Here is a 19,769-nt window from a genome sequence, read left to right as displayed (position 1 = left end):
TCAGCCTCCCTGCATCGCTGTGACGAGCTCGACGGCGTCGCCCGCCGCGAGCGCGGTGGTCGCCCAGCTTCCGCGGGGCACCACCTCGGAATTGAGGGCGACGGCGACGCCGAGGCGGCCGCCGTCGGCCGGCCTGCCGTTGTCCCCCAGGGCCCGGCCCGTCGTGGCGGACACGAGGGCCAGCACGGTGGAGGGCTGCGGGAGCTCCCGCGGTTCGCCGTTGACGGTGATGCGGTCTGTCGCCTGCATCAGCTGCCTCCTCTCTCTGCCGCCGAGGCGGCCGGGATCCTCGCGGGCTGCGAGGCGAATCTGTCGGGCCGGAACGCATCCCAGCGGGGGTCGGCGCGCCCCTCGAGGAGCGCGCGGCACACCTCGGCCGCGGCGGGCGTGAGGAGCACGCCGTGGCGGAAGAACCCGGTGGCCACAATGAGTCCGGGCACGTCTCCGACCCGCCCGAGCAGGGGCGCATTGTCCGGGGTGCCGGGGCGTGCGCGGGCGGTGATCTCGGTCAGCTCCAGCTCGGCGACGGCCGGCACGAGGGCCTGGGCGTCGCGCAACAGCTCGTAGACCCCGCCGGCGGAGACGGCATCGGAGCCGTCCTCGCGCTGGGTCGCGCCGATCACCACGGTCCCGTCCTCGCGCGGGACCAGGTACACGGGGCGCCCCCGCACGAGCCCGCGGACGGTCGCCGTGACGAGCGGGCGGAGGGCCTCGGGCACCCGCAGACGCAGGATGTCCCCGTAGACGGGCCGCAGCGGGAGGGCCACCGGGAGGCCGCCGAGGTCGCGTGCGCCCAGCCCGTTGGCCACGATCGTCTCGGCGGCGCGCAGCTCGCGGCCGTCCTCGAGCACCACGCCAGCCACCCGCCCGGCGTCCCACGCGAGCGAGGCCGCGCGGGCCGGCACGAGGGCGTCCTCGCCGAGGCGGCGGAGCAGGGCCGCGACGAGCCGCCGGGGATCGACCTGGTGGTCGGCCTCGATCGTGAAGGCTCCGGCCACGCCCGGCGCCAGCAGCGGCTCGGCCTTCCGCGCCTCACGGACGGTGAGGGCCTGGACGGCGAGGCCGTGCGCCTCCTGGGCGGCCCTGAGGTCGGCGAACGCCTGTCGGTCGGCGGCGTCGGCAGCGAGGCACAGCGTGGGGGTGGCCAGATAGCCGCAGTCGGGGCCGGCTGAGGCGGCGAACTGCGGCCACCGCTGGGCGGAGTCGAGCGTGAGGGCGAGGAGGTCCTCCTCCTGGTAGTGGTACTCGCTGACCGCGGCGAGCATGCCCGCGGCCGCGTAGCTCGCGCCGGTGCCGGGCGCGGGGTCCACGACCGTCACGCGGCGGCCTGCGCGCGCGGCCTCCCAGGCGATGCCCAGGCCGACCACCCCGGCCCCGATGACGATGACGTCGGCCACCGCGCCCTGGATGCGCACCGCCGCGGGCGCGTCCGTGCTCTCCATGGTTCCTTCCCTCCGCCGGCATGACCCGGATCAGGTGCAGCGGTCGGCTCTGGCCCTCTCAGCCCGGGCGCAGTTCACACTGGCGGGCTCCCGCAGTACTGGGCACTAGTCTAGTTCCATGCTCCTCGCCGACGCCCAGCTGTACGTGTGCACCGATGCCCGCAGGGACCGCGGCGACTTCGAGTCCTTCCTGGACGCCGCCTTCTCCGGCGGCGTGGACATCATCCAGCTGCGCGACAAGCAGATCGAGGCCGCCGAGGAGCTCGAGCACCTCGAGGTCCTGCGCGCCGTCGCCGAGCGGCACGGGAAGCTGTGGGCCGTGAACGACCGGGCGGACATCGCCCTGCTCTCCGGGGCGCCGGTGTTCCACGTCGGCCAGAAGGACCTCCCGCTCCCGGCGATCCGCCGCGTCGTGGACCCGTCCGTGCTCGTGGGCCTGTCCACCAACTCCCCCGAGCTCGTCGACGCCGCCCTCGCCCATGCGCAGAGCCCCGAAGCGTCCGCCGGGGCGCGCCTCGACTACTTCTGCACGGGCCCGCTGTGGGCCACTCCCACCAAGCCGGGCCGGGCCGCCGTCGGCCTCGGGATCGTCGAGCACGCGGCGCGCCGCACCCGCGAAGCGCTCGAGGCCGGCCGCACGGTGCTGCCGTGGTTCGCCATCGGCGGCATCGACCACCAGAACGTGGGGCAGGTCGTCGAGGCGGGCGCGAGCCGCGTCGTCGTCGTCCGCGCGATCACCGACGCCGACGACCCCGCCGACGCGGCAGCCCGCCTCCGCGCCGAACTCCCCAGCCTCGCCCCCGCCGCACCCCTCGCATGACGACGATCGCGTACCAGGGCGAGCCCGGTGCCAATTCCCACATGGCAGCCCTCGAGGCCTACCCGGACGCCGCCACCCTTGCGTGCGCGACGTTCGAGGACGCGTTCGCGGCTGTCACCGGCGGTGAGGCCGACCTCGCGATGATCCCGATCGACAACACCGTCGCCGGACGCGTCGCGGACATCCACCTGCTCCTGCCGGACACCCCCCTGCAGATCGTCGGCGAGCACTTCCTCCGCATCCGCTTCAGCCTCCTCGGCGTCCCCGGGGCGACGATCGAGGGCGCGCGGGAGGTGCACTCCCACGTGCACGCGCTCGCGCAGTGCCGCGGGTTCATCCGGGAGCACGGCCTCACCCCGGTGGTCGCGGGCGACACCGCCGGCTCCGCGCGCGAGGTCGCCGAATGGGCTGACCCGGCCAAGCTGTCCATCGCCCCGCCGCTCGCGGCCGAGCGGTACGGGCTCACCGTCCTCGCGAGCGACATCGAGGACCAGCAGCACAACACCACGCGCTTCGTGGTCCTCGCCCCGCCGCGCGACTACCCGCAGGCCGACGGCTCCCAGTACGTGACGAGCTTCGTGTTCCGGGTCCGCAACATCCCCGCAGCCCTCTACAAGGCGCTCGGCGGGTTCGCGACCAACGGGGTCAACATGACCCGGCTCGAGAGCTACATGGTCGAGGGCCGGTTCGCGGCGACCATGTTCATGGTGGACGTCGAGGGCCACCCCGACGAGCCGGCGCTCGCCCGGGCACTCGAGGAGCTCGAGTTCTTCTCGACGCAGCTGCGCATCCTGGGGGTCTTCCCCGCCCACCCGCGGCGCTTCGGGCTCCACGAGGGGTAGTCGGGACGAGGAAGGACAGTCGGGACTAGGCTGGCGGCCATGGCGCACCACCCGCTGACCCCGAAGCCGGCCGGCCCCTCGGCCTGGGAGAAGGCAGAGGCCAGCGGCACCGCGCTCGCAGCGGCGTTCGCCGCCCTGCGGGAGGAGTTCAAGCTCGCCGACGCCTATCCCGCCGAGGCGCTCGCCGACGCCGAGGCGGCCATCGCCGCCCTCACCCTGCCCGCGGAGGACGCGACCGGGATCGAGTTCGTCACGATCGATCCGCCCACGTCCACCGACCTGGACCAGGCCGTCCACATCGAGCGCGACGCCGCGGGGTACCGGGTCCGCTACGCGATCGCGGATGTCCCCGCATTCGTCCGGCCGGACGGTCCGCTCGACGCCGAGACGCGCCGCCGCGGCCAGACGATCTACGCCGCGGACGCCAAAGTGCCGCTGCATCCCCACGACATCTCGGACGACGCCGGCAGCCTCCTCGCGGACGAGGTCCGCGGCGCGTTCGTGTGGGACTTCAGCCTCGACGCGGACGGCGAGGTGGCCGGCGTCGGCCTCGCCCGTGCCACGGTGCGCAGCCGGGCGAAGCTGAACTACGCGGAGGTGCAGGAGCAGCTCGACGCCGGGACCGCCGCCGAGCCGCTCCTGCTGCTGCGCGAGGTGGGCCTGAAGCGGGTCGAGCTCGAGCGCCGCCGCGGGGGTGCGAGCCTGAACCTGCCGGAGCAGGAGATCGTCCCGGCAGAGGACGGCGGCTACCGGATCGACACGCGGGGGCCGCGGCCCGTCGAGGACTGGAACGCCCAGATCTCCCTCATGACCGGCATGGCCGCGGCGAGCCTGATGATCGAGGGCCGGATCGGGATCCTGCGCACCATGCCCGGGCCGGACGAGAAGTCGCTGCGGCACTTCCGCCGCCAGACCCAGGCGCTCGGCGCCCCCTGGGACGGCTCCGTCCCCTACGGCGAGTACCTGCGCACGCTCGACGCCGCCCAGCCCCGCCACCTCGCGATCCTGCACGCCGCGGCGGCCCTCTTCCGCGGCGCGGCCTACACACCGTTCGACGGCGACGTGCCCGCCGCGCACCCCCAGGCCGCCATTGCGGCGCCCTACACGCACACGACCGCGCCGCTGCGCAGGCTCGTGGACCGGTTCGTGCTCGTGCTCTGCGAAGCGCTCGCGAACGGGCGCGACGTGCCGGAGTGGGTGCGGGTGGCCCTCCCCCGGCTGCCTGCCCTCATGGCTGCCTCGGACCAGCTCGCGGCGCGGGTGGAGCGGGCTTCGCTCGACCTCGTCGAGGCGGCCCTGCTCGTCACTGCGGTGGGGCAGGAGTTCGACGCCGTCGTGGTCTCGGGCTCCAAGCCCGCCTCCGGGAGCCCGGCTGTGCCGCGCAACGGCCGGCCCGACCAGCCGCTCGACCGGATCGCGAGCTCCCAGAACGGGCAGGAGCCCGCCCACGCCCGGCCGTTCGGCACCGTCCAGCTCGCCGACCCGCCCGTGACGGCGCGGTGCGAGGGCGAGATGGAGTCGGGGACGACCGTGCGGGTACGGCTGGTCCTGGCCGACGTGAGAGCGCGGAAGGTGCTGTTCGAGCTGGCCTGAGCACAGGGTTTGCCCGTTTCTGGCGGCCGCTGCCCGGGCGTGTTGAGTCCCCGATTCCGCGGATCACGCGGCGGCGCGGTATCGTTGGAGAGTTATTGGATGCCCGATCGTCCTGATGCGATCCTCTTTTCACCCGCCGGCCGGTGCCGGCACCTTGATAGCCCGCGATCGGCTTCCGCTGGATGGCCGGCGCGCGCTCCTGCTCCAGATGCCCCACGCACTCATGGCTGTGGCGCTCTGTTGAGCGAGACCCGCTCGGGCCCCGATGGAGAGGGACCCCTTCCCTATGAACGAAGTCCACACGCATGAGCTCCTGACCGACGACTCGGGAACCGAGACGATCGAGACCGAGGAGACCATCACCAACGACGCCCCGGTCCGCCGGGAGAGCCAGATGACGTTCTCCGACTACGGAGTGGCCCCCGAGATCGCCCAGTCCCTCGCGGACGCGGGCATCCTGAATCCGTTCCCGATCCAGTCGATGACCCTCGGGGTTGCCCTCGCCGGCCACGACATCATCGGCCAGGCCAAGACCGGCACCGGCAAGACGCTCGGCTTCGGCATCCCCGCGCTCCAGCGCACGCTCCCGGTCGAGCACCCGGACTACGCCAAGCTCCCGGTTCCGGGCGCGCCCCAGGCCCTCGTGGTGGTCCCGACCCGCGAGCTCGCGGTCCAGGTGAGCAAGGACCTCCAGACGGCCAGCAAGCGCACCACGCTGCGCGTGGAGGTCATCTACGGCGGCCGCGCCTACGAGCCGCAGATCGAGGCCCTCCAGCGGGGCGTCGAGGTGGTGGTCGGCACCCCGGGCCGCCTCATCGACCTGCACCGCCAGCGCCACCTCAACCTCAAGAACGTCCGGATGATCGTCCTCGACGAGGCCGACGAGATGCTCGACCTCGGCTTCCTCCCGGACGTCGAGACGCTCATGGGCGCTGTCCCCGCGGTCCGCCAGACCCTCCTGTTCTCGGCCACGATGCCCGGCCCGGTCGTCGCGATGGCGCGCCGCTACATGACCCAGCCCACGCACATCCGTGCCTCGGACCCGAACGACGACTCGGTGACCAAGAAGGACATCCGCCAGGTCATCTACCGCGCGCACCAGCTGGACAAGGATGAGGTCGTGGCCCGGATCCTGCAGGCCCAGGGCCGCGGACGGACCATCATCTTCACCAAGACCAAGCGCACCGCCGCGAAGCTCTCCGAGGAGCTCATCGACCGCGGCTTTGCGGCCGCGGCAATCCACGGTGACCTCGGCCAGGGCGCCCGCGAGCAGGCCCTGCGGGCCTTCCGCCACGGCAAGGTGGACGTCCTCGTCGCCACCGACGTCGCCGCCCGCGGCATCGACGTCGAAGACGTCACGCACGTGATCAACTTCCAGTGCCCCGAAGACGAGAAGGCCTACCTCCACCGCGTGGGCCGCACCGGCCGCGCGGGCCACAAGGGCACCGCCGTCACGTTCGTCGACTGGGATGACGTCCCCCGCTGGACGCTCATCAACAAGGCGCTCGGCCTCGATGTGCCGGAGCCGGTGGAGACGTACTCGTCCTCGCCGCACCTCTACACGGACCTGGACATCCCCGCAGGGACCAAGGGCCGTCTCCCGCGCAACAAGCGCGTGCTCGAGGGCCTCGCGGCCGAGAAGCTCGAGGACCTGGGCGAGCCGGGAGGGAAGAAGCGCTCCCGCGGCGGCAAGGACAGGCACGAGGACGCCGAGGGCCGCGGCCGCCGCGGCGGCAGGGGCCACAGCGCAGAGAAGGCAGAGAAGGCCACCGAGGCCAGCAGCAACGGTGAGGCCGGAAGCGAGGGCGGCCGCCGCCGCCGTCGTCGCGGCGTGGCCGAGGGCGCGGCCGAGGCTGCCGGCGCCCAGACCACCGGTGCCCGCGCCGAAGGCCGCACGGAAGGCCGCAGCGAGGGCAGGAACGCCAAGTCTGCGGAGTCGGCGCGGCCCCGCCTCGAGTCGCCCGCCCTGGCGGTCCACCTCACGGACTCCGGCGACGGCGCTTCTGTGGACCGCGGCGTCGCGGCAGCGCGCCGCCGCCGCACGCGCCGCCGCAATGGCGAGGTGGTCGCCCGCACCGAGGCCGAGTAGGCCCCGTGGCGGCTGCCGCCCCCGCCGGGCCGTCCGGGGACCTGTGGTCCCCGGACGGCCCGGACCTCGTGGTCCACGGCGACAACGCCGCAGTGCTCCCGGGCCTGCCCGAGGGCTCCTTCACGATGGTCTACATCGACCCGCCGTTCAACACCGGCCGCCCGCAGAAGCGGCAGGAACTGAGCATGGTGCGCAGCGCGTCCGGGGACCGCATCGGGTTCTCCGGACAGCGCTACGAGACCATCAAGGGCGCGCTGCACCGCTACGACGACGCCTTCAGCGACTACTGGGCGTTCCTCGAGCCGCGACTCGTCGAGGCGTGGAGGCTGCTCGCGCCGGACGGCACACTGTACCTGCACCTCGACTACCGCGAGGCGCACTATGCCAAGGTCATGCTGGATGCGATCTTCGGCCGGGACTGCTTCCTCAACGAGATCATCTGGGCCTACGACTACGGCGCCCGGACCAAGCGCCGGTGGCCCACGAAGCACGACAACGTGCTCGTCTACGTCAAGGACCCGGCCCGATACCACTTCGACGCTGCCGAGGTGGACCGCGAGCCGTACATGGCTCCGGGCCTCGTCACGCCGGAGAAGCGCGAGCTCGGCAAGCTGCCCACCGACGTGTGGTGGCACACCATCGTCTCGCCCACCGGGAGGGAGAAGACGGGCTACCCGACGCAGAAGCCAGAGGGGCTCGTGCGGCGCATGGTGGCGGCGTCGAGCCGCCCGGGCGACTGGGTCCTCGACTTCTTCGCCGGCTCCGGCACCCTCGGTGCGGTGGCCCAGCGCCTCGGCCGCCGGTTCGTGTGCATCGATGCGAACCCGCAGGCCGTCGAGGTCATGGCGGGACGGCTCCCGTCCGCACGGGTCGTCGCGCTTCCCGAGGAGACAGTCCTTCCCGAGGGCACCGTCTAGCGCACGACGGCGGTGCCGCGCCCCTGGCGCTCGATCTCGCCGAGCGCCTCGGGCGTGGTCGTGAACTCGCCGAGCCGGTTGGGCTTGCCCGTGCCGTGGTAGTCGGACGAGCCCGTCACGAACAGGCCGTGCTCGGCCGCCAGCCCGAGCAGGAACGGGCGGCGGTCCTCCGGGTTGTCCCGGTGGTAGACCTCGAGCCCGGCCAGCCCGGCGTCGATCATGGCGCGGTAGACGGGCTCGCCGACCGTGCGTCCCCGCGCCGACGCGACCGGATGCGCGAACACCGGCACTCCCCCGGCGGCACGGATCAGGGAGACCGCCAGCGCGGGCTCGGGCGCGTAGTGCTGCACGAAGTACCGCGAGCGCGAGGAGAGGATCGTGGCGAACGCCTCGGTCCGGTCGCCAACCAGGCCCGCCGCGACCAGGGCATCGGCGATGTGCGGCCGGCCCACCGTTGCTCCCGGGGCCACGTGCCTGGTGACGTCGTCCCACGAGAGCGGGTAGTCCTCGGCCAGGAGCGAGACCATGTGCTCGGCGCGGGAGAGTCGCGCGTCCCGGGCCTTGGTGACCTCTTCGAGGAGGCCCGGGTCGGCGGGATCGTGCAGGTAGCTCAGGACGTGGACGCTGATGCCCTCGGGGGTGCGGCACGAGACCTCCATCCCCGGCACGAGGGCCACCCCGAGGCGCCGCGCCGCAGCGGCCGCCTCCTGCCAGCCCGAGGTCGAGTCGTGGTCCGTGATCGCGAGGACGTCGATGCCGGCCTCCACCGCCGCCGCCACGAGTTCCGCCGGGGCCTCCGTGCCGTCGGACACCGTCGAGTGGGCGTGCAGATCGATCCTCACGCCACCACGATAGCCCGCGGGCGGCCCTGCGGGCCTCTGGACAACGCGCACCCCAGTGGAAGAATGAAGAAGTGAATGTTTCAGATCCCGCAGTTCCAGATCCCACCGGCCAGCAGCAGGCGCAGCCGATCGACGACCGGGTGAACAACCGGTCCCAGCGGCCCACATCCGAGGCATTCAAGGCGTTCATGGCCTCCGGCTGGGCGCCGGCCGAGGGCTCCCTTCCCGGTCGGGACGCCGTCGCCGAGCACGCCGCCCTCCGCCGCCGCGCCATCTCCGACCGCTTCCCCGGCGAGCGACTGGTCATCCCTGCAGGCCCGCTGAAGGTCCGCTCGAATGACACCGACTACCGCTTCCGCCCCCACTCCGCCTTCGCGCACCTGACCGGTCTGGGCGTAGACCACGAGCCAGACGCCGTGCTCATCCTCGAACCGGTCGACGAGGGCACGGGTGACGACGGCGGCCACCACAGTGCCACCCTGTACTTCCGCCCGCTAGCGGGGCGGGACACCGAGCAGTTCTACGCCGACGCCCGGTCCGGCGAGTTCTGGATCGGGGCGCGCCCCACGCTCGCCGAGCTCGAGGCCCGCTTGGGCATCGCCACCGCGCACCTCGACGGCCTCGAGGCGGCGCTGACCAAGGGCGTGGGCGCCCCCGCGATCGGGGGCATCTCGGTGCGCCTGGTCCGCAAGGTGCACGAGGACCTCGACGCCCTCGTGGACACCGCACGCTACAACACCGCCCAGGACCCCGACTCTCTGGACCTGTCCGTGTTCGATGCCCTCGACGACCAGCTCGCCGAGGCCCTGTCCGAGCTCCGCCTGGCCAAGGACGAGTGGGAGGTCGCCCAGATGCGCGAGGCCGTCGCCGCGACGGCTGCCGGCTTCGAGGAGATCATCAGGGCCCTCCCCCGCGCCGTCGCCCACCGCCGGGGCGAGCGCGTGGTCGAGGGGGCATTCTTCGCCAGGGCGCGCGAGGAGGGCAACGACCTCGGCTACGAGACGATCGCCGCGTCGGGGAACAACGCCACGGTGCTGCACTGGATCCGCAACAACGGCCCGGTGCGCGAGGGCGAGCTGCTCCTGGTCGACGCCGGCGTCGAGGCCGAGTCGCTCTACACCGCGGACGTGACCCGTACCCTGCCGGTGAGCGGGACCTTCTCGGAGGTCCAGCGCCGCGTGTACCAGGCGGTCCTCGACGCCGCCGACGCCGCGTTCGCGGCCGCGCAGCCCGGGGTGAAGTTCCGACAGGTCCACGCCGCGGCGATGGAGGTCCTCGCGGCGCGCCTCGAGGAGTGGGGCATCCTCCCCGTCTCGGCCCAGGAGGCGCTCTCGGACGCGGGGCAGCAGCACCGCCGGTGGATGCCGCACGGGACGAGCCACCACCTCGGCCTCGACGTGCACGACTGCGCCCAGGCCCGCCGCGAGCTCTACCTCGACGGCGAGCTCGCCCCCGGCATGGTGTTCACGATCGAGCCCGGCCTCTACTTCAAGGCCGAGGACCTCGCCATCCCGGCCGAGTACCGCGGGATCGGCGTGCGCATCGAGGATGACGTCCTCATGACCGCCGACGGGCCAGTCAACCTCAGCGCGGCGCTGCCCCGCACGCCCGACGACGTCGAAGCCTGGATGGCGTCGCTGCGCTGACGTCGGTCGTCCCCCCTGCGGCAGGGGCGCCGTCCGGGTCGTGACCCGGACGGCGCCCCTGCCGTCGATGCGCGGTGTACTGCGGGAGCTACGCGCCCCGGTGGGGGTCGCCGTCGTGCCTCGGCTCCTCCTCGCCGCCGGCGGCCTCCCGCTCGCCCGCGGCCTCGTCGCCGTGGGCCTCATGCGCTCCGTGGGTCTCCTGCTCGCCGCCGCCGTGGGCGGCCGCCGTGCCCTGATGCTGCTGGGTGTGCTCGGGCTCGACGCGGATGCCGTACTGCGGCCGGCCGTCGGGCAGGTCGTGGATGCCCGGACGCGACTCGGGGGCGGGCGGGGAGGCCTGGTGCGCCCGGGGCTGGGTCTGCTGGCCGGCGGCCTGCCCGGCGTTCACCCCGTACGGGTCGGTCCAGCCGGTGGGGCGCTTCGGCTCCCCCTCCTGCGGGGGCTGCCACTGCTGGCCGTACCCCTGGTCGCCGTAGCCCTGCTGGCCGTGGCCGCCCTGGCCCCAGTCCTGGCCGGAGCCGCCGTGGCCGTAGCCCTGGTCGTAGCCGCCGCCCTGGTGGTAGCCGCCGCCCTGGTTGTACCCGCCGCCGTTGCCCCATCCGCCGTGGGCCATGCCCTGCCCCATGGGCAGCTGGGCGAGGAGGCGGCGCGCCTCATGGGCCACCTCGTGGCCCACCACCACGTCGTAGTTGCTCGCGACGACCTGGCTCGTGGACGTGAAGTCACGCTTGCCGCGCTGCATCGCGTAGGTCACGATCCCGAAGAGCATGAAGAAGGCGGCGCCCATGAGCACCGAGGTGATGATCGAGAAGTAGCTGCCGTTCGGGGTGAAGAAGGAGAGCAGCACGCCCACGAAGAGGCCGAACCACATGCCGCTGAGCGCGCCGTTGAGGGCGACCCGGGGGTAGCTCAACCGCCCCGTCACCCGCTCGACGAGCTTGAGGTCGTTGCCGACGATGGCCACCAGCTCGACGGGGAACTGCTGGTCGGCGAGGTAGTCCACCGCCTTCTGCGCATCCAGATAGGAGGTATAGGAACCGACGGTTTCGCCCTGCGGGAGCGTGCGGGCCTCGTCAGTGGGCTTGGCGGAACCGAACATGTTGGACATGTCCCTATTCTTACCCGTCTTCCTCGGCGGCGTGCCGCTTTCCGCTCAGAGTGAGCGGTGAGATTGCTCTGGAGTAGATTAGACAGGTGAGTTCGACCCCCACGCGTGTCTTCGTCGCCAGGCTGCTCGGCCTCGACGTCTTCGACCCTGCAGGTGACAGGGTCGGACGGCTGCGCGACGTCGTCGTGATCCCCCGCGGCGGGCGCCCCCCGCAGGCGGTGGGCATCGTCGTCGAGGTGCCGGGCAAGCGACGGGTGTTCGTCCCGATGACGCGGGTGACGAGCATGGACCAGTCCCAGATCATCACGACAGGCCTCATCAACCTCCGCCGGTTCGAGCAGCGCGGCGCCGAGCAGCTCGTGCTGGGCGACATGTTCGACCGGCACGTGGTCCTCGTCGAGGACGGCAGCCAGGCGGCCATCGAGGACCTCGCGATGGACCAGCAGCGCAACGGCGACTGGCTCGTGAGCAAGCTCTTCGTCCGCCGCCTCCTCTCCGGCCGCGGCCTGCGGAGCCTCCGGCGCGGTGAGACGGTCCTCGTCGACTGGGAGGACACGCGGCACGCAGCCGGGCAGGCCCGCGGCGCCACGCAGTTCCTGGCCACGCACGAGGACCTCAAGCCGGCGGACTTCGCGGACGCGATGCAGGAGATGAGCGACCAGCGCAGGTTCGAGGTCGTCTCCGAGCTCCAGGACGAGCGCCTCGCCGACGTGCTCCAGGAGCTCCCCGAGGACGACCAGGTGGAGATCCTCTCGGCCCTCGACGTCGAGCGCGCCGCCGACGTGCTCGAGGAGATGGACCCGGACGACGCCGCCGACCTCCTCGCCGACCTGCCCGCGGAGAAGGCCGAGGAGCTGCTCCAGCTCATGGAGCCCGAAGAGGCCGAGGACGTGCGCCGCCTGCTGCAGTACGACGAGGGCACCGCCGGGTCCGTCATGACGCCGGTGCCGGTGATCCTGCCTCCCGAGGCCACCGTGGCCGAGGCCCTGGCCCACGTGCGGCGCGAGGAGCTGAGCCCCGCCCTCGCCTCGGCCATCTTCATCTGCCGGCCCCCACTCGAGACGCCGACCGGCCGCTACCTCGGGACGGTCCACATCCAGCAGCTCCTGCGCAGCGCTCCGCCGGAGCAGCTCGGCTCCATCGTGGACAAGAACCTCGAGCCCATCCACGACCTCGCGTCCATCAGCGAGGTCGCGCACTCGATGGCCCAGTACAACCTCAATTCGATTGCCGTCGTCAACGAGGGCGGCCGTCTCGTGGGGGCGGTGACCGTCGATGACCTCCTCGATCACCTCCTGCCCGACGACTGGCGCGTGCACGAGGACGGCGAACCCGTGAAGAAGTACGGAGGACGCTTTGGCTGAGCCCCGCAAGCTGCCCGGTCTGGACACTCCCCTCGAGCAGCGAAGCAGGCTCTTCCCCCGCCTCAGCCCCGACCCGGACGCGTTCGGCCGGTTCGCGGAGAACTTCGCGCGGTACATGGGCACGCCGCGCTTCCTGCTCTACATGACGCTGTTCTGCGTCGTCTGGCTGGGCTGGAACACCTTCGGGCCCGAACAGTGGCAGTTCGACCCGAGGACCCTGAACTACACGCTCCTGACCCTGCTGCTCTCGCTGCAGGCCTCCTACGCAGCGCCGCTGATCCTCCTCGCCCAGAACCGGCAGGACGACCGCGACCGGGTCCAGATCGAGCAGGACCGCTCCCGCAACGAGCGCAGCCTCGCGGACACCGAGTACCTCACCCGTGAACTCGCCTCCCTCCGCCTCGCCCTGCGCGAGGTCGCGACCCGCGACTTCGTGCGCAGCGAGCTCCGGTCCCTCCTCGAGGACCTGTCCACGGAACAGGAGGACCCCGATCCGGAAGAACGGCCCGAGGCGTCCAAGCCGCGCAGGGACCGCCGCCAACGCGGCCTCCGCACCCAGCAGATCCCCCGCGTGCGCGAGAGCGGGGTCGCCGAGTGAGCGCCGTGTCCGAGGACGCCGTCCGCACAGCCCTGCACGGCGTCCTCGACCCGGAGCTGCGCCGCCCCATCGACGAGCTCGGCATGCTGCGCTCCGTGACGGTCGACGGCGGCAGGGTCACCGTGGGCGTGCTCCTCACCATCGCGGGCTGCCCGCTCCGGAGCACCATCGAGAAGGACGTGGCCGCCGCGCTCCGCACGGTTCCCGGGGTCGACGAGGCCGTGGTGGACCTCGACGTCATGACGCCCGAGCAGCGCAAGGAGCTCAAGGACCGGCTCCGCCCCGGCCGCGGCATCCCCTTCAGCCGGCCGGACTCGCTGACCAAGGTCTTCGCGGTCGCCAGCGGCAAGGGCGGCGTCGGCAAGTCCTCCGTCACCGTGAACCTCGCCTGCGAGCTGGCCGCCCGCGGACTGCGGGTCGGCATCGTGGACGCGGACGTGCACGGCTTCTCGGTGCCCGGCCTGCTGGGGGCCACTGGAACGCCGACCCAGGTGGACGACATGATCCTGCCGCCGATCGCGCACGGGGTGAAGGTCATCTCGATCGGCATGTTCGTCCAGGGCAACCAGCCCGTGGTGTGGCGCGGCCCCATGCTGCACCGGGCCCTCGAGCAGTTCCTCGGGGACGTCTACTTCGGGGACCTCGACGTCCTCTTCCTCGACCTTCCCCCGGGCACCGGGGACGTGGCCATCTCCGTGTCCCAGCTGCTGCCGAACGCCGAGCTGCTGGTCGTGACCACGCCGCAGGCCGCCGCGGCGGAGGTCGCGGAGCGGGCCGGGACGGTGTCTGCCCAGACGGCCCAGCGGGTCGCGGGCGTGATCGAGAACATGTCGGGCCTGACGCTCCCGGACGGCACGGTGATGGACCTGTTCGGCTCGGGCGGGGGCCGGCGCGTTGCCGAGCGGCTGACCGCTGCGCTCGGCACGCCGGTCGGCCTGCTGGGCCAGGTTCCCCTCGATGTGGCGCTTCGCGCGGGCGGGGATGCCGGGACCCCGATTGTGCTCAGTGACCCGGGTTCCCCGGCGGCGGTGGCCCTGCGCGCCATCGCGGACCGCCTGGCCGCCCAGCCCCGGAACCTGGCGGGGCGCCGTCTGGGCGTGACGCCGACCGCCTGAGCGCGTCGGCCTGATTGCGTCGGCCGGGCGGCTCCCGTCTGGGGGGTCCTGTCAGCGTCCCGTCAGGTGGCCTCGGAGTCGAAGGGAGCCTTCTCCCCCGCCTGGAGACGCTCGATCAGGGGTGCGGGGACGCTGGCCGCCGCGGCGGTGGCAGCCGCGGCCATGGCGGGCGCCGCCGCCGGCGGAGCGCTGGGCGCGTCGTCGTCCATGAGCGCGTCCCGGATGATCTTCCGGGGGTCGTACTGGCGGGGATCGTACTTGCGCCAGTCCACCTCGCTGAGGTCGACGCCGGTCTCCTCCTTGAGCTGCTCCTTCGCCCCTGCTGCCATGCGCCGCAGTTCCTTGACGATGTTCGCGAGCTTCTGGGTGTATTCGGGGAGCCGCTTGGGGCCGATCACGAGGACGCCGATGACCAGCAGGATGAGGAATTCCGGGCCGTTGATTCCGAACACGCGTGCAACACTACCTTCTGCCCGAGCGGGCCAGCGATTCCGACGGGGGCGCCCTGTCAGGGGCTCCCAGAGGCGCCGACGACCACCAGGAGTCCCCGCCCCAGGCGGTCGAGGGGGTCGTCCGCATGGGCCGCCGTCTGGGCCGCTGCCCCCGGTGCGGGGCGGACCGCAGGGCCTGCCCCCGGCGCTGTGCGGACGAACGTCGCGGCGCCGTTGCCGGCGGCTGCGCGGGGGCCTGGGTCTCCCGCGACGGCGTAGGCGGTCACTGCAAGCGCGGCGGCGCATGCGGCCGCGCCGGCCAGGGCCGTGAGGGCGAAGCGCGCCGCGCACCGGGTGCGGGAACGCGCAGCGCTCCTCTCCGCGAGCTCGGCCCGCGCAGCGAGGTAGCGCGTGCGCTCGAGGAGCCGTTCCTGGAGCGCCTCGCTCGCGCTCGGCACCTGCACCTCGCGCAGGGACGCCAGGTAGCGGCGCTCGGTCTCCAGGCGCCCCCGGCAGTCCGGGCAGCCGCGGACGTGGTCGCCGGAGGCGGGGTGGTGGTCATCGGGGAGCAGGCTGCTCCAGCGTGGCATGCCCATCCAGCCGCCTCAGCGCGTGCCGCGGGCCACGCGCGGGAGCGCGAGGCGCTTCTTCGCCGCTCCCCGGCGGGGGTCGCGGTGCGCCAGCTTCTCCCGCAGGAGCGTCCTGCCGCGGTGGATCCGGCTGCGGACGGTGCCGAGCTTCACGCCCAGGGCGTCCGCCACCTCGTCGTAGGAGAGGCCCTCGAGGTCGCAGAGCACCACGGCGGCGCGGAAGTCCGGTGGCAGCTCCTCGAGGGCGGCCTGGACGTCGAGGTCCAGGTTGTTCATCTCGTAGCTGCGCTCGGGGCCGGGCTCCCGTCCGGGCAGGCGCGACTCGGCGTCCTCGGCGAGGGCATCGAAGCGGATGCGGCCCTTGCGCCGGGCCTGGTCGAGGAAGAGGTTCGTGGTGATGCGGTGCAGCCAGCCGTCGAGCGTGCCGGGCTTGAAGTTCTCCAGAGACCGGAACACCCGCACGAAGACCTCCTGGGTGAGGTCCTCGGCGTCGTGCTGGTTGCCGGTGAGCCGGTAGGCGAGCCGGTACACCTTCGCGGAGTGCTGGGCGACCACCTCTTCCCACGTCGGGGGGACCCAGGGCTGGACGTCTGGGTTCTGGCCTTCGGGGGCCTGGCCTTCCGGGGGCTGGCCATCAGGCGCCTGGGGGGTCCGGGTGGCCGCAGCCGATCCAGCTGACACGTCCACACACCTGCCTTCGCTCCGTTGGTGGTCGGAAACCCCATTGTTCCAGTGCAGGCTGGGAGTTCGCTCGGGGTTCCGCCGCCAGCGTACAGGTCCCGGGGGCGATAGGCTTGACCAGCTCCCCCATCACCGCGGTATGCCGCGTGAAGCGAAACTGAGGCGAAAGCAGGCATGACCTCCGACAAGTCCACCAGCTGGTCCTACACCGAGGCGTTCGCGTCCGAGGACATCGTGATGGACCGGGCCCGGGAGCGCTCCTACGAACTGGGCGTGACGGCGGTGAGCGCCGGCGTCGGCGCGGTGCTGACGGTGCTCGCGGCGTCATCGAAGGCGCATGCGGCGGTCGAGGTCGGCTCGGGCGCCGGCGTCTCGGGACTCTGCATCCTCCGCGGCCTGGCGTCGCACGCGGTGTTCACGACGATCGACAGGGACGTGGAGCACCTGAAGGCCGCCCGGGAGGCCTTCGCGGAGGCGGGCCTGCTCACGAGCCGGGTGCGCACCATTCCGGGCCGCGCCTCCGCGGTCCTCCCCCGCCTCACCGACGGGGCCTACGACCTCGTCTTCATCGACGCCGACAAGCCCAACGCGCTCCTCTATGCAGAGCAGGGCATCCGGCTCCTGCGGCCCGGCGGGCTGCTGATCGTCAACGACGCCCTCGACCGCGACCGCGTCTCCAATCCCGCCCACCGCGAGCCCACCACGGTGCGCCTGCGCGAGCTGCACCGCGCCCTCCGCTCGGACGATCGGCTCACGGCGGCGATCCTGCCCACCGGCGACGGGCTCATCGTCGCCGCGCGCCGGACATGACAAAGGGCCGGCCCCTTGGGACCGGCCCTCGAACGCTCCTCGGCAGTGCGCCGACGCTACTGGGTGACGCCGACGAGGCACTCCCGCAGCTCAGCCGCCTCGTCGGCGTTGAGCTCGACGACCAGCCGACCGCCGCCCTCGAGGGGCACCCGCATGATCAGGCTCCGGCCCTCCTTGGTGACCTCCATCGGCCCGTCCCCGGTACGCGGTTTCATGGCTGCCATGTGCTCTTCCCCTCCAGTCGGTCATCCGCACGATGTGCTGCTGACAACATTACCAGCCAGCATGCCTCCCGCCCCGGAGCGACCGGAACGGGCGTGCCGATCGCGTGGCGCCCTACGGAGCCCAGTCACCGCCGCTCGGGAGCGGGAACCACACCCACAGCCACACCACCCAGACGATCTGCAGCAGCACGAACATCACGAGGGCGGTCCAGCGGTAGGCACGGGACCGGGAGAGCCCCGCTGCCGCCAGCGCCAGCGGCACGAGCGGCAGCATCATCCGGAACGTGCTCGTCTGGGGATAGAGGAACGCCAGCAGGTAGGCGATGTACGCGCCGCACCACAGCTGCATCTCGAGGCCGACCCGGCGCACGTGGGCGCTCGTGAGGTAGAGGGCCATCACCGCCACGAGCACGAACGGGGCGATGGGGCCCAGCACCGGCCCGAACAGGTACTGGCCCGTGCCGAACCACGGCAGGAACGGCACGAGGTCCTGGCCCCGCCAGACCGCTTCCGTGGTCGTGTACGCATCGGGCACCCCGGTCACGGCCCACGCGATCGCCGGCCACGCCGCGGCCGCAGCAGCTCCGACCACCGTGAGGGCCGCCAGCCGTGCCAGCTCGCCCGGCGTCGTCCGCTCCGCCCGGCGGCGCGCGAGACGGACCACGAAGACGCCGGCGAGCATGAGCGCGAACGGCACGCCCACCGGTCGGGTGAGCGCCATGACCGCGACGACGGGCATGGCGGCCAGGTAGCGGCGCTCGACGACCCAGAGCAGCGCCCAGGCGAGGAACAGCAGCCCGAGCGACTCGGCATACGGGATCTGCAGGATGGCCGACACCGGGAAGAACGCCACGAAGGCCACGCCCCACAGCGCAGTGTCGTGGCCGGCGCGGAGCCGGAACAGCCGGTAGAGGATCAGGGCGGCGGCGAACCCGGCGACGAGGGCGACGATCTGCGCCCAGGCCTGCCACGGCATCCCCGAGACGGCGCTGAGCGCGCGGACGACCAGGGGGTACACCGGGTAGAACGCCCAGGCGTTCTCCTTCACGGCGCCGGTGGGCGTGTGCGGGAGCGTGGACGGATAGCCGTTCTTGACGATCCGGCCGTACCACTCCGAGTCCCAGATCTGCACGAAGTGCCAGTAGTCGGGCTGCGCCGGGAACCAGGGGTTGTGGCCCTGCTGGAGCGCGGCGGCCGAGATGATGCAGAAGCTGACCACGCGGCTGACCGCGTAGACCGACACGACCTGGACCCACCACGGCAGCGCCAGGAAGCGGGCGGCGCCGGCCCGGGCGAACGCGGCCAGGGCCCGGTGCACGGTGCTCGTCCGGCCCGTGTCCCGGCTCTCCTCGACGCCAGCCACCGCGTCAGTCATCACCGCGGGACTCCTTCGCGGACTTGAGCTGCTCGCTGAGCGCGTGGATGAGCGCGGCCTGCACCCCGATGCGGTCACGCAGCCGGGCGAGCACCTCGTCGACCTGGTCCATGCGGTACCCGCGGAAGGCGAGCGCAAAGCGGACGGCGTCCACATCCTCGGGGTTGGGGTGCTCGGGCAGGTAGACCGGCGCCAGCCCGGTGGGGGGCTCCTCGAGGCCGCGGGGGGCCGGCGCCGCGGTGCCGCCGCGCCGCCCCGAGGCGGCGCGGCCGACGTCGACCGCGAACCACGCGAGGCCCCCGGCCAGGGCGATCGCGACGAAGACGAGGAAGAAGCTCACGCGCCCTCCGCTGTGCCCTCGATGTCCGGATCCTCGTCGAGGTCGGGATCTGCATTGCCGAACATGCCGCCGCGCCGCTCGACCGCGCCGAGGCCCCGGAGGACGTGGTCCACCGCGGTCTCCGGGTCGTCCACGACCGCGATGAGGTCCAGATCGGACTCGGAGATCATGCCCTCACCCACGAGGGTGGCGCGGATCCAGTCCACGAGCGGGTTCCAGAAGTCGGAGCCCACCAGGACGATCGGGAACTGCGTGACCTTGCCCGTCTGGACGAGCACCATGGCCTCGAAGAGCTCGTCGAGGGTGCCGAGGCCGCCGGGGAGGACGATGAACCCGTGGGCGTACTTGACGAACATCGTCTTGCGGGCGAAGAAGTAGCGGAAGTTGACCCCGAGGTCGACCCACGAGTTGAGCCCGGTCTCGAAGGGCAGCTCGATGCCGAGTCCCACGGACGTGCCCGAGCCCTCCACCGCCCCGCGGTTGGCGGCCTCCATCGACCCCGGGCCGCCGCCCGTGATGACGGCGACGCCCGACTCGGCGAGCAGGCGGCCGATCGCCACGCCGGTCTCGTAGTAGGCCGTGCCGGGCTTGGTCCGGGCGGAGCCGAATACGCTCACCGCGGGCCCGAGCTCCGCGAGGGCGCCGAATCCCTCCACGAACTCGCTCTGGATCCTCATGACGCGCCACGGGTCGGTGTGGACGAACCGTCCCGCCCCCTTCGTGTCGAGGAGGTGCTGGTCCGCGGTGCCCTGCTGCGTCTGGCGCCTGCGCAGCTCGATCGGGCCCTTCCGCCGCCACGGGACGTGGGCTCCGTTGCGTGCCGGGGTCTGCGGGGCGTCCGGCTCGCCGCCCGGCTGGGATTCGGTGCTCATGCACCCAAGGCTAGTCTCGCTTCAATCACGATTCAGGCATGCCCCCACGGGCCGTCGCGCCGCACCCGGC

At 72.6% G+C, this 19,769-nt stretch carries 21 protein-coding genes and 1 riboswitch; of the genes, 10 read left to right on the top strand and 11 right to left on the bottom strand.

The window, feature by feature from the left end:
• Positions 1-249 carry a sulfur carrier protein ThiS gene (thiS, locus tag ACYVKZ_RS04390; protein WP_460990813.1) on the bottom strand — a complete coding sequence of 83 codons (249 nt, stop codon included), beginning with the start codon at positions 247-249 and terminating at the stop codon, positions 1-3.
• Positions 249-1,442: a glycine oxidase ThiO gene (gene thiO / locus ACYVKZ_RS04385; protein WP_460990811.1), complete on the bottom strand. Its 1,194-nt coding sequence runs from the start codon at positions 1,440-1,442 to the stop codon at positions 249-251. The genes thiS and thiO overlap by 1 nt, the downstream gene beginning before the upstream one ends.
• Positions 1,433-1,546, bottom strand: a riboswitch (TPP riboswitch). It overlaps the preceding gene by 10 nt.
• 14 nt (positions 1,547-1,560) lie before the next feature.
• Here thiO and thiE point away from each other — a divergent pair.
• From thiE to ACYVKZ_RS04360, 5 genes are all read left to right on the top strand, one after another.
• On the top strand, positions 1,561-2,262 hold the full coding sequence (gene thiE / locus ACYVKZ_RS04380; RefSeq protein WP_460990810.1) for a thiamine phosphate synthase: 702 nt from the start codon (positions 1,561-1,563) through the stop codon (positions 2,260-2,262).
• The gene (locus tag ACYVKZ_RS04375) at positions 2,259-3,104 is read left to right on the top strand and encodes a prephenate dehydratase (RefSeq protein WP_460990809.1); all 846 of its coding nucleotides are present in this window, start codon (positions 2,259-2,261) and stop codon (positions 3,102-3,104) included. Before thiE ends, ACYVKZ_RS04375 begins: the two co-directional genes overlap by 4 nt.
• 39 nt (positions 3,105-3,143) lie before the next feature.
• Positions 3,144-4,697: an RNB domain-containing ribonuclease gene (locus tag ACYVKZ_RS04370; RefSeq protein WP_460990808.1), complete on the top strand. Its 1,554-nt coding sequence runs from the start codon at positions 3,144-3,146 to the stop codon at positions 4,695-4,697.
• Between the two features lie 286 nt (positions 4,698-4,983).
• Positions 4,984-6,786: a DEAD/DEAH box helicase gene (locus ACYVKZ_RS04365; protein ID WP_460990807.1), complete on the top strand. Its 1,803-nt coding sequence runs from the start codon at positions 4,984-4,986 to the stop codon at positions 6,784-6,786.
• Positions 6,787-6,791: 5 nt separating this feature from the next.
• Positions 6,792-7,703 (top strand): DNA-methyltransferase, encoded by a 912-nt coding sequence (locus ACYVKZ_RS04360; protein WP_460990806.1) that lies wholly within the window; start codon positions 6,792-6,794, stop codon positions 7,701-7,703.
• Here ACYVKZ_RS04360 and ACYVKZ_RS04355 read toward each other — a convergent pair.
• The gene (locus ACYVKZ_RS04355; protein WP_460990805.1) at positions 7,700-8,545 is read right to left on the bottom strand and encodes a PHP domain-containing protein; all 846 of its coding nucleotides are present in this window, start codon (positions 8,543-8,545) and stop codon (positions 7,700-7,702) included. The genes ACYVKZ_RS04360 and ACYVKZ_RS04355 overlap by 4 nt on opposite strands.
• A gap of 71 nt (positions 8,546-8,616) precedes the next feature.
• On the opposite strand from ACYVKZ_RS04355, the gene ACYVKZ_RS04350 reads away from it, so the two are divergent.
• Positions 8,617-10,191, top strand: a complete 1,575-nt coding sequence (locus tag ACYVKZ_RS04350) for an aminopeptidase P family protein (RefSeq protein ID WP_460990803.1) — start codon at positions 8,617-8,619, stop codon at positions 10,189-10,191.
• 88 nt (positions 10,192-10,279) lie between these two features.
• Here ACYVKZ_RS04350 and ACYVKZ_RS04345 read toward each other — a convergent pair whose 3' ends face one another.
• Positions 10,280-11,299 (bottom strand): YflT domain-containing protein, encoded by a 1,020-nt coding sequence (locus tag ACYVKZ_RS04345; protein WP_460990802.1) that lies wholly within the window; start codon positions 11,297-11,299, stop codon positions 10,280-10,282.
• An 86-nt stretch (positions 11,300-11,385) separates the two neighbouring features.
• Here ACYVKZ_RS04345 and ACYVKZ_RS04340 point away from each other — a divergent pair, with 86 nt between their 5' ends.
• From ACYVKZ_RS04340 to ACYVKZ_RS04330, 3 genes are read left to right on the top strand one after another with little or no spacing between them, the layout of a single operon-like run.
• A complete protein-coding gene (locus ACYVKZ_RS04340; RefSeq protein WP_460990801.1) occupies positions 11,386-12,663 on the top strand; it encodes a magnesium transporter MgtE N-terminal domain-containing protein in 1,278 nt (425 codons plus the stop codon).
• Positions 12,656-13,261: a DUF1003 domain-containing protein gene (locus tag ACYVKZ_RS04335; RefSeq protein ID WP_460990800.1), complete on the top strand. Its 606-nt coding sequence runs from the start codon at positions 12,656-12,658 to the stop codon at positions 13,259-13,261. The genes ACYVKZ_RS04340 and ACYVKZ_RS04335 overlap by 8 nt, the downstream gene beginning before the upstream one ends.
• Positions 13,258-14,376, top strand: coding sequence for an Mrp/NBP35 family ATP-binding protein (locus tag ACYVKZ_RS04330; protein ID WP_460990799.1), 1,119 nt, complete (start codon positions 13,258-13,260; stop codon positions 14,374-14,376). The genes ACYVKZ_RS04335 and ACYVKZ_RS04330 overlap by 4 nt, the downstream gene beginning before the upstream one ends.
• 62 nt (positions 14,377-14,438) lie before the next feature.
• Here the strand turns inward: ACYVKZ_RS04330 and ACYVKZ_RS04325 are convergent, their stop codons facing one another.
• The 3 genes from ACYVKZ_RS04325 to sigE are packed head-to-tail and all read right to left on the bottom strand — an operon-like array spanning position 14,439 to position 16,078.
• Positions 14,439-14,828 (bottom strand): twin-arginine translocase TatA/TatE family subunit, encoded by a 390-nt coding sequence (locus ACYVKZ_RS04325; protein ID WP_460990798.1) that lies wholly within the window; start codon positions 14,826-14,828, stop codon positions 14,439-14,441.
• Positions 14,829-14,884: 56 nt separating this feature from the next.
• The gene (locus tag ACYVKZ_RS04320) at positions 14,885-15,397 is read right to left on the bottom strand and encodes a hypothetical protein (RefSeq protein WP_460990797.1); all 513 of its coding nucleotides are present in this window, start codon (positions 15,395-15,397) and stop codon (positions 14,885-14,887) included.
• 15 nt (positions 15,398-15,412) lie between these two features.
• Complete coding sequence (gene sigE / locus ACYVKZ_RS04315; RefSeq protein ID WP_373457945.1) at positions 15,413-16,078, bottom strand: RNA polymerase sigma factor SigE; 666 nt, start codon at positions 16,076-16,078, stop codon at positions 15,413-15,415.
• A 174-nt stretch (positions 16,079-16,252) separates the two neighbouring features.
• On the opposite strand from sigE, the gene ACYVKZ_RS04310 reads away from it, so the two are divergent.
• Positions 16,253-16,888, top strand: coding sequence for an O-methyltransferase (locus tag ACYVKZ_RS04310; protein ID WP_460990796.1), 636 nt, complete (start codon positions 16,253-16,255; stop codon positions 16,886-16,888).
• Between the two features lie 56 nt (positions 16,889-16,944).
• Here the strand turns inward: ACYVKZ_RS04310 and ACYVKZ_RS04305 are convergent, their stop codons facing one another.
• The 4 genes from ACYVKZ_RS04305 to ACYVKZ_RS04290 form a co-directional block, all read right to left on the bottom strand.
• Positions 16,945-17,112, bottom strand: a complete 168-nt coding sequence (locus ACYVKZ_RS04305; protein ID WP_084249520.1) for a DUF3117 domain-containing protein — start codon at positions 17,110-17,112, stop codon at positions 16,945-16,947.
• A 112-nt stretch (positions 17,113-17,224) separates the two neighbouring features.
• Entirely contained in the window at positions 17,225-18,487 is a 1,263-nt protein-coding gene (locus ACYVKZ_RS04300) for a hypothetical protein (protein WP_460990795.1), read from the bottom strand.
• A complete protein-coding gene (locus ACYVKZ_RS04295) occupies positions 18,480-18,827 on the bottom strand; it encodes a DivIVA domain-containing protein (RefSeq protein ID WP_460990794.1) in 348 nt (115 codons plus the stop codon). The genes ACYVKZ_RS04300 and ACYVKZ_RS04295 overlap by 8 nt, the downstream gene beginning before the upstream one ends.
• On the bottom strand, positions 18,824-19,699 hold the full coding sequence (locus ACYVKZ_RS04290; protein ID WP_460990793.1) for an LOG family protein: 876 nt from the start codon (positions 19,697-19,699) through the stop codon (positions 18,824-18,826). The genes ACYVKZ_RS04295 and ACYVKZ_RS04290 overlap by 4 nt, the downstream gene beginning before the upstream one ends.
• Positions 19,700-19,769 lie beyond the last annotated feature (70 nt).

Source organism: Sinomonas soli, assembly GCF_054782415.1.
The sequence above is the reverse complement of the archived record's forward strand: the minus strand, read 5'-3'. Positions and strand labels throughout refer to the sequence as shown.

What these genes read in the sequence shown, in the direction of transcription:
- thiS (WP_460990813.1), bottom strand. Translation starts at nt 249, where the DNA reads ATGCAGGCGACAGACCGCATCACCGTCAACGGCGAACCGCGGGAGCTC.
- thiO (WP_460990811.1), bottom strand. Translation starts at nt 1,442, where the DNA reads ATGGAGAGCACGGACGCGCCCGCGGCGGTGCGCATCCAGGGCGCGGTG.
- thiE (WP_460990810.1), top strand. Translation starts at nt 1,561, where the DNA reads ATGCTCCTCGCCGACGCCCAGCTGTACGTGTGCACCGATGCCCGCAGG.
- ACYVKZ_RS04375 (WP_460990809.1), top strand. Translation starts at nt 2,259, where the DNA reads ATGACGACGATCGCGTACCAGGGCGAGCCCGGTGCCAATTCCCACATG.
- ACYVKZ_RS04370 (WP_460990808.1), top strand. Translation starts at nt 3,144, where the DNA reads ATGGCGCACCACCCGCTGACCCCGAAGCCGGCCGGCCCCTCGGCCTGG.
- ACYVKZ_RS04365 (WP_460990807.1), top strand. Translation starts at nt 4,984, where the DNA reads ATGAACGAAGTCCACACGCATGAGCTCCTGACCGACGACTCGGGAACC.
- ACYVKZ_RS04345 (WP_460990802.1), bottom strand. Translation starts at nt 11,299, where the DNA reads ATGTCCAACATGTTCGGTTCCGCCAAGCCCACTGACGAGGCCCGCACG.
- ACYVKZ_RS04320 (WP_460990797.1), bottom strand. Translation starts at nt 15,397, where the DNA reads ATGCCACGCTGGAGCAGCCTGCTCCCCGATGACCACCACCCCGCCTCC.
- ACYVKZ_RS04310 (WP_460990796.1), top strand. Translation starts at nt 16,253, where the DNA reads ATGACCTCCGACAAGTCCACCAGCTGGTCCTACACCGAGGCGTTCGCG.
- ACYVKZ_RS04305 (WP_084249520.1), bottom strand. Translation starts at nt 17,112, where the DNA reads ATGGCAGCCATGAAACCGCGTACCGGGGACGGGCCGATGGAGGTCACC.
- ACYVKZ_RS04300 (WP_460990795.1), bottom strand. Translation starts at nt 18,487, where the DNA reads ATGACTGACGCGGTGGCTGGCGTCGAGGAGAGCCGGGACACGGGCCGG.
- ACYVKZ_RS04290 (WP_460990793.1), bottom strand. Translation starts at nt 19,699, where the DNA reads ATGAGCACCGAATCCCAGCCGGGCGGCGAGCCGGACGCCCCGCAGACC.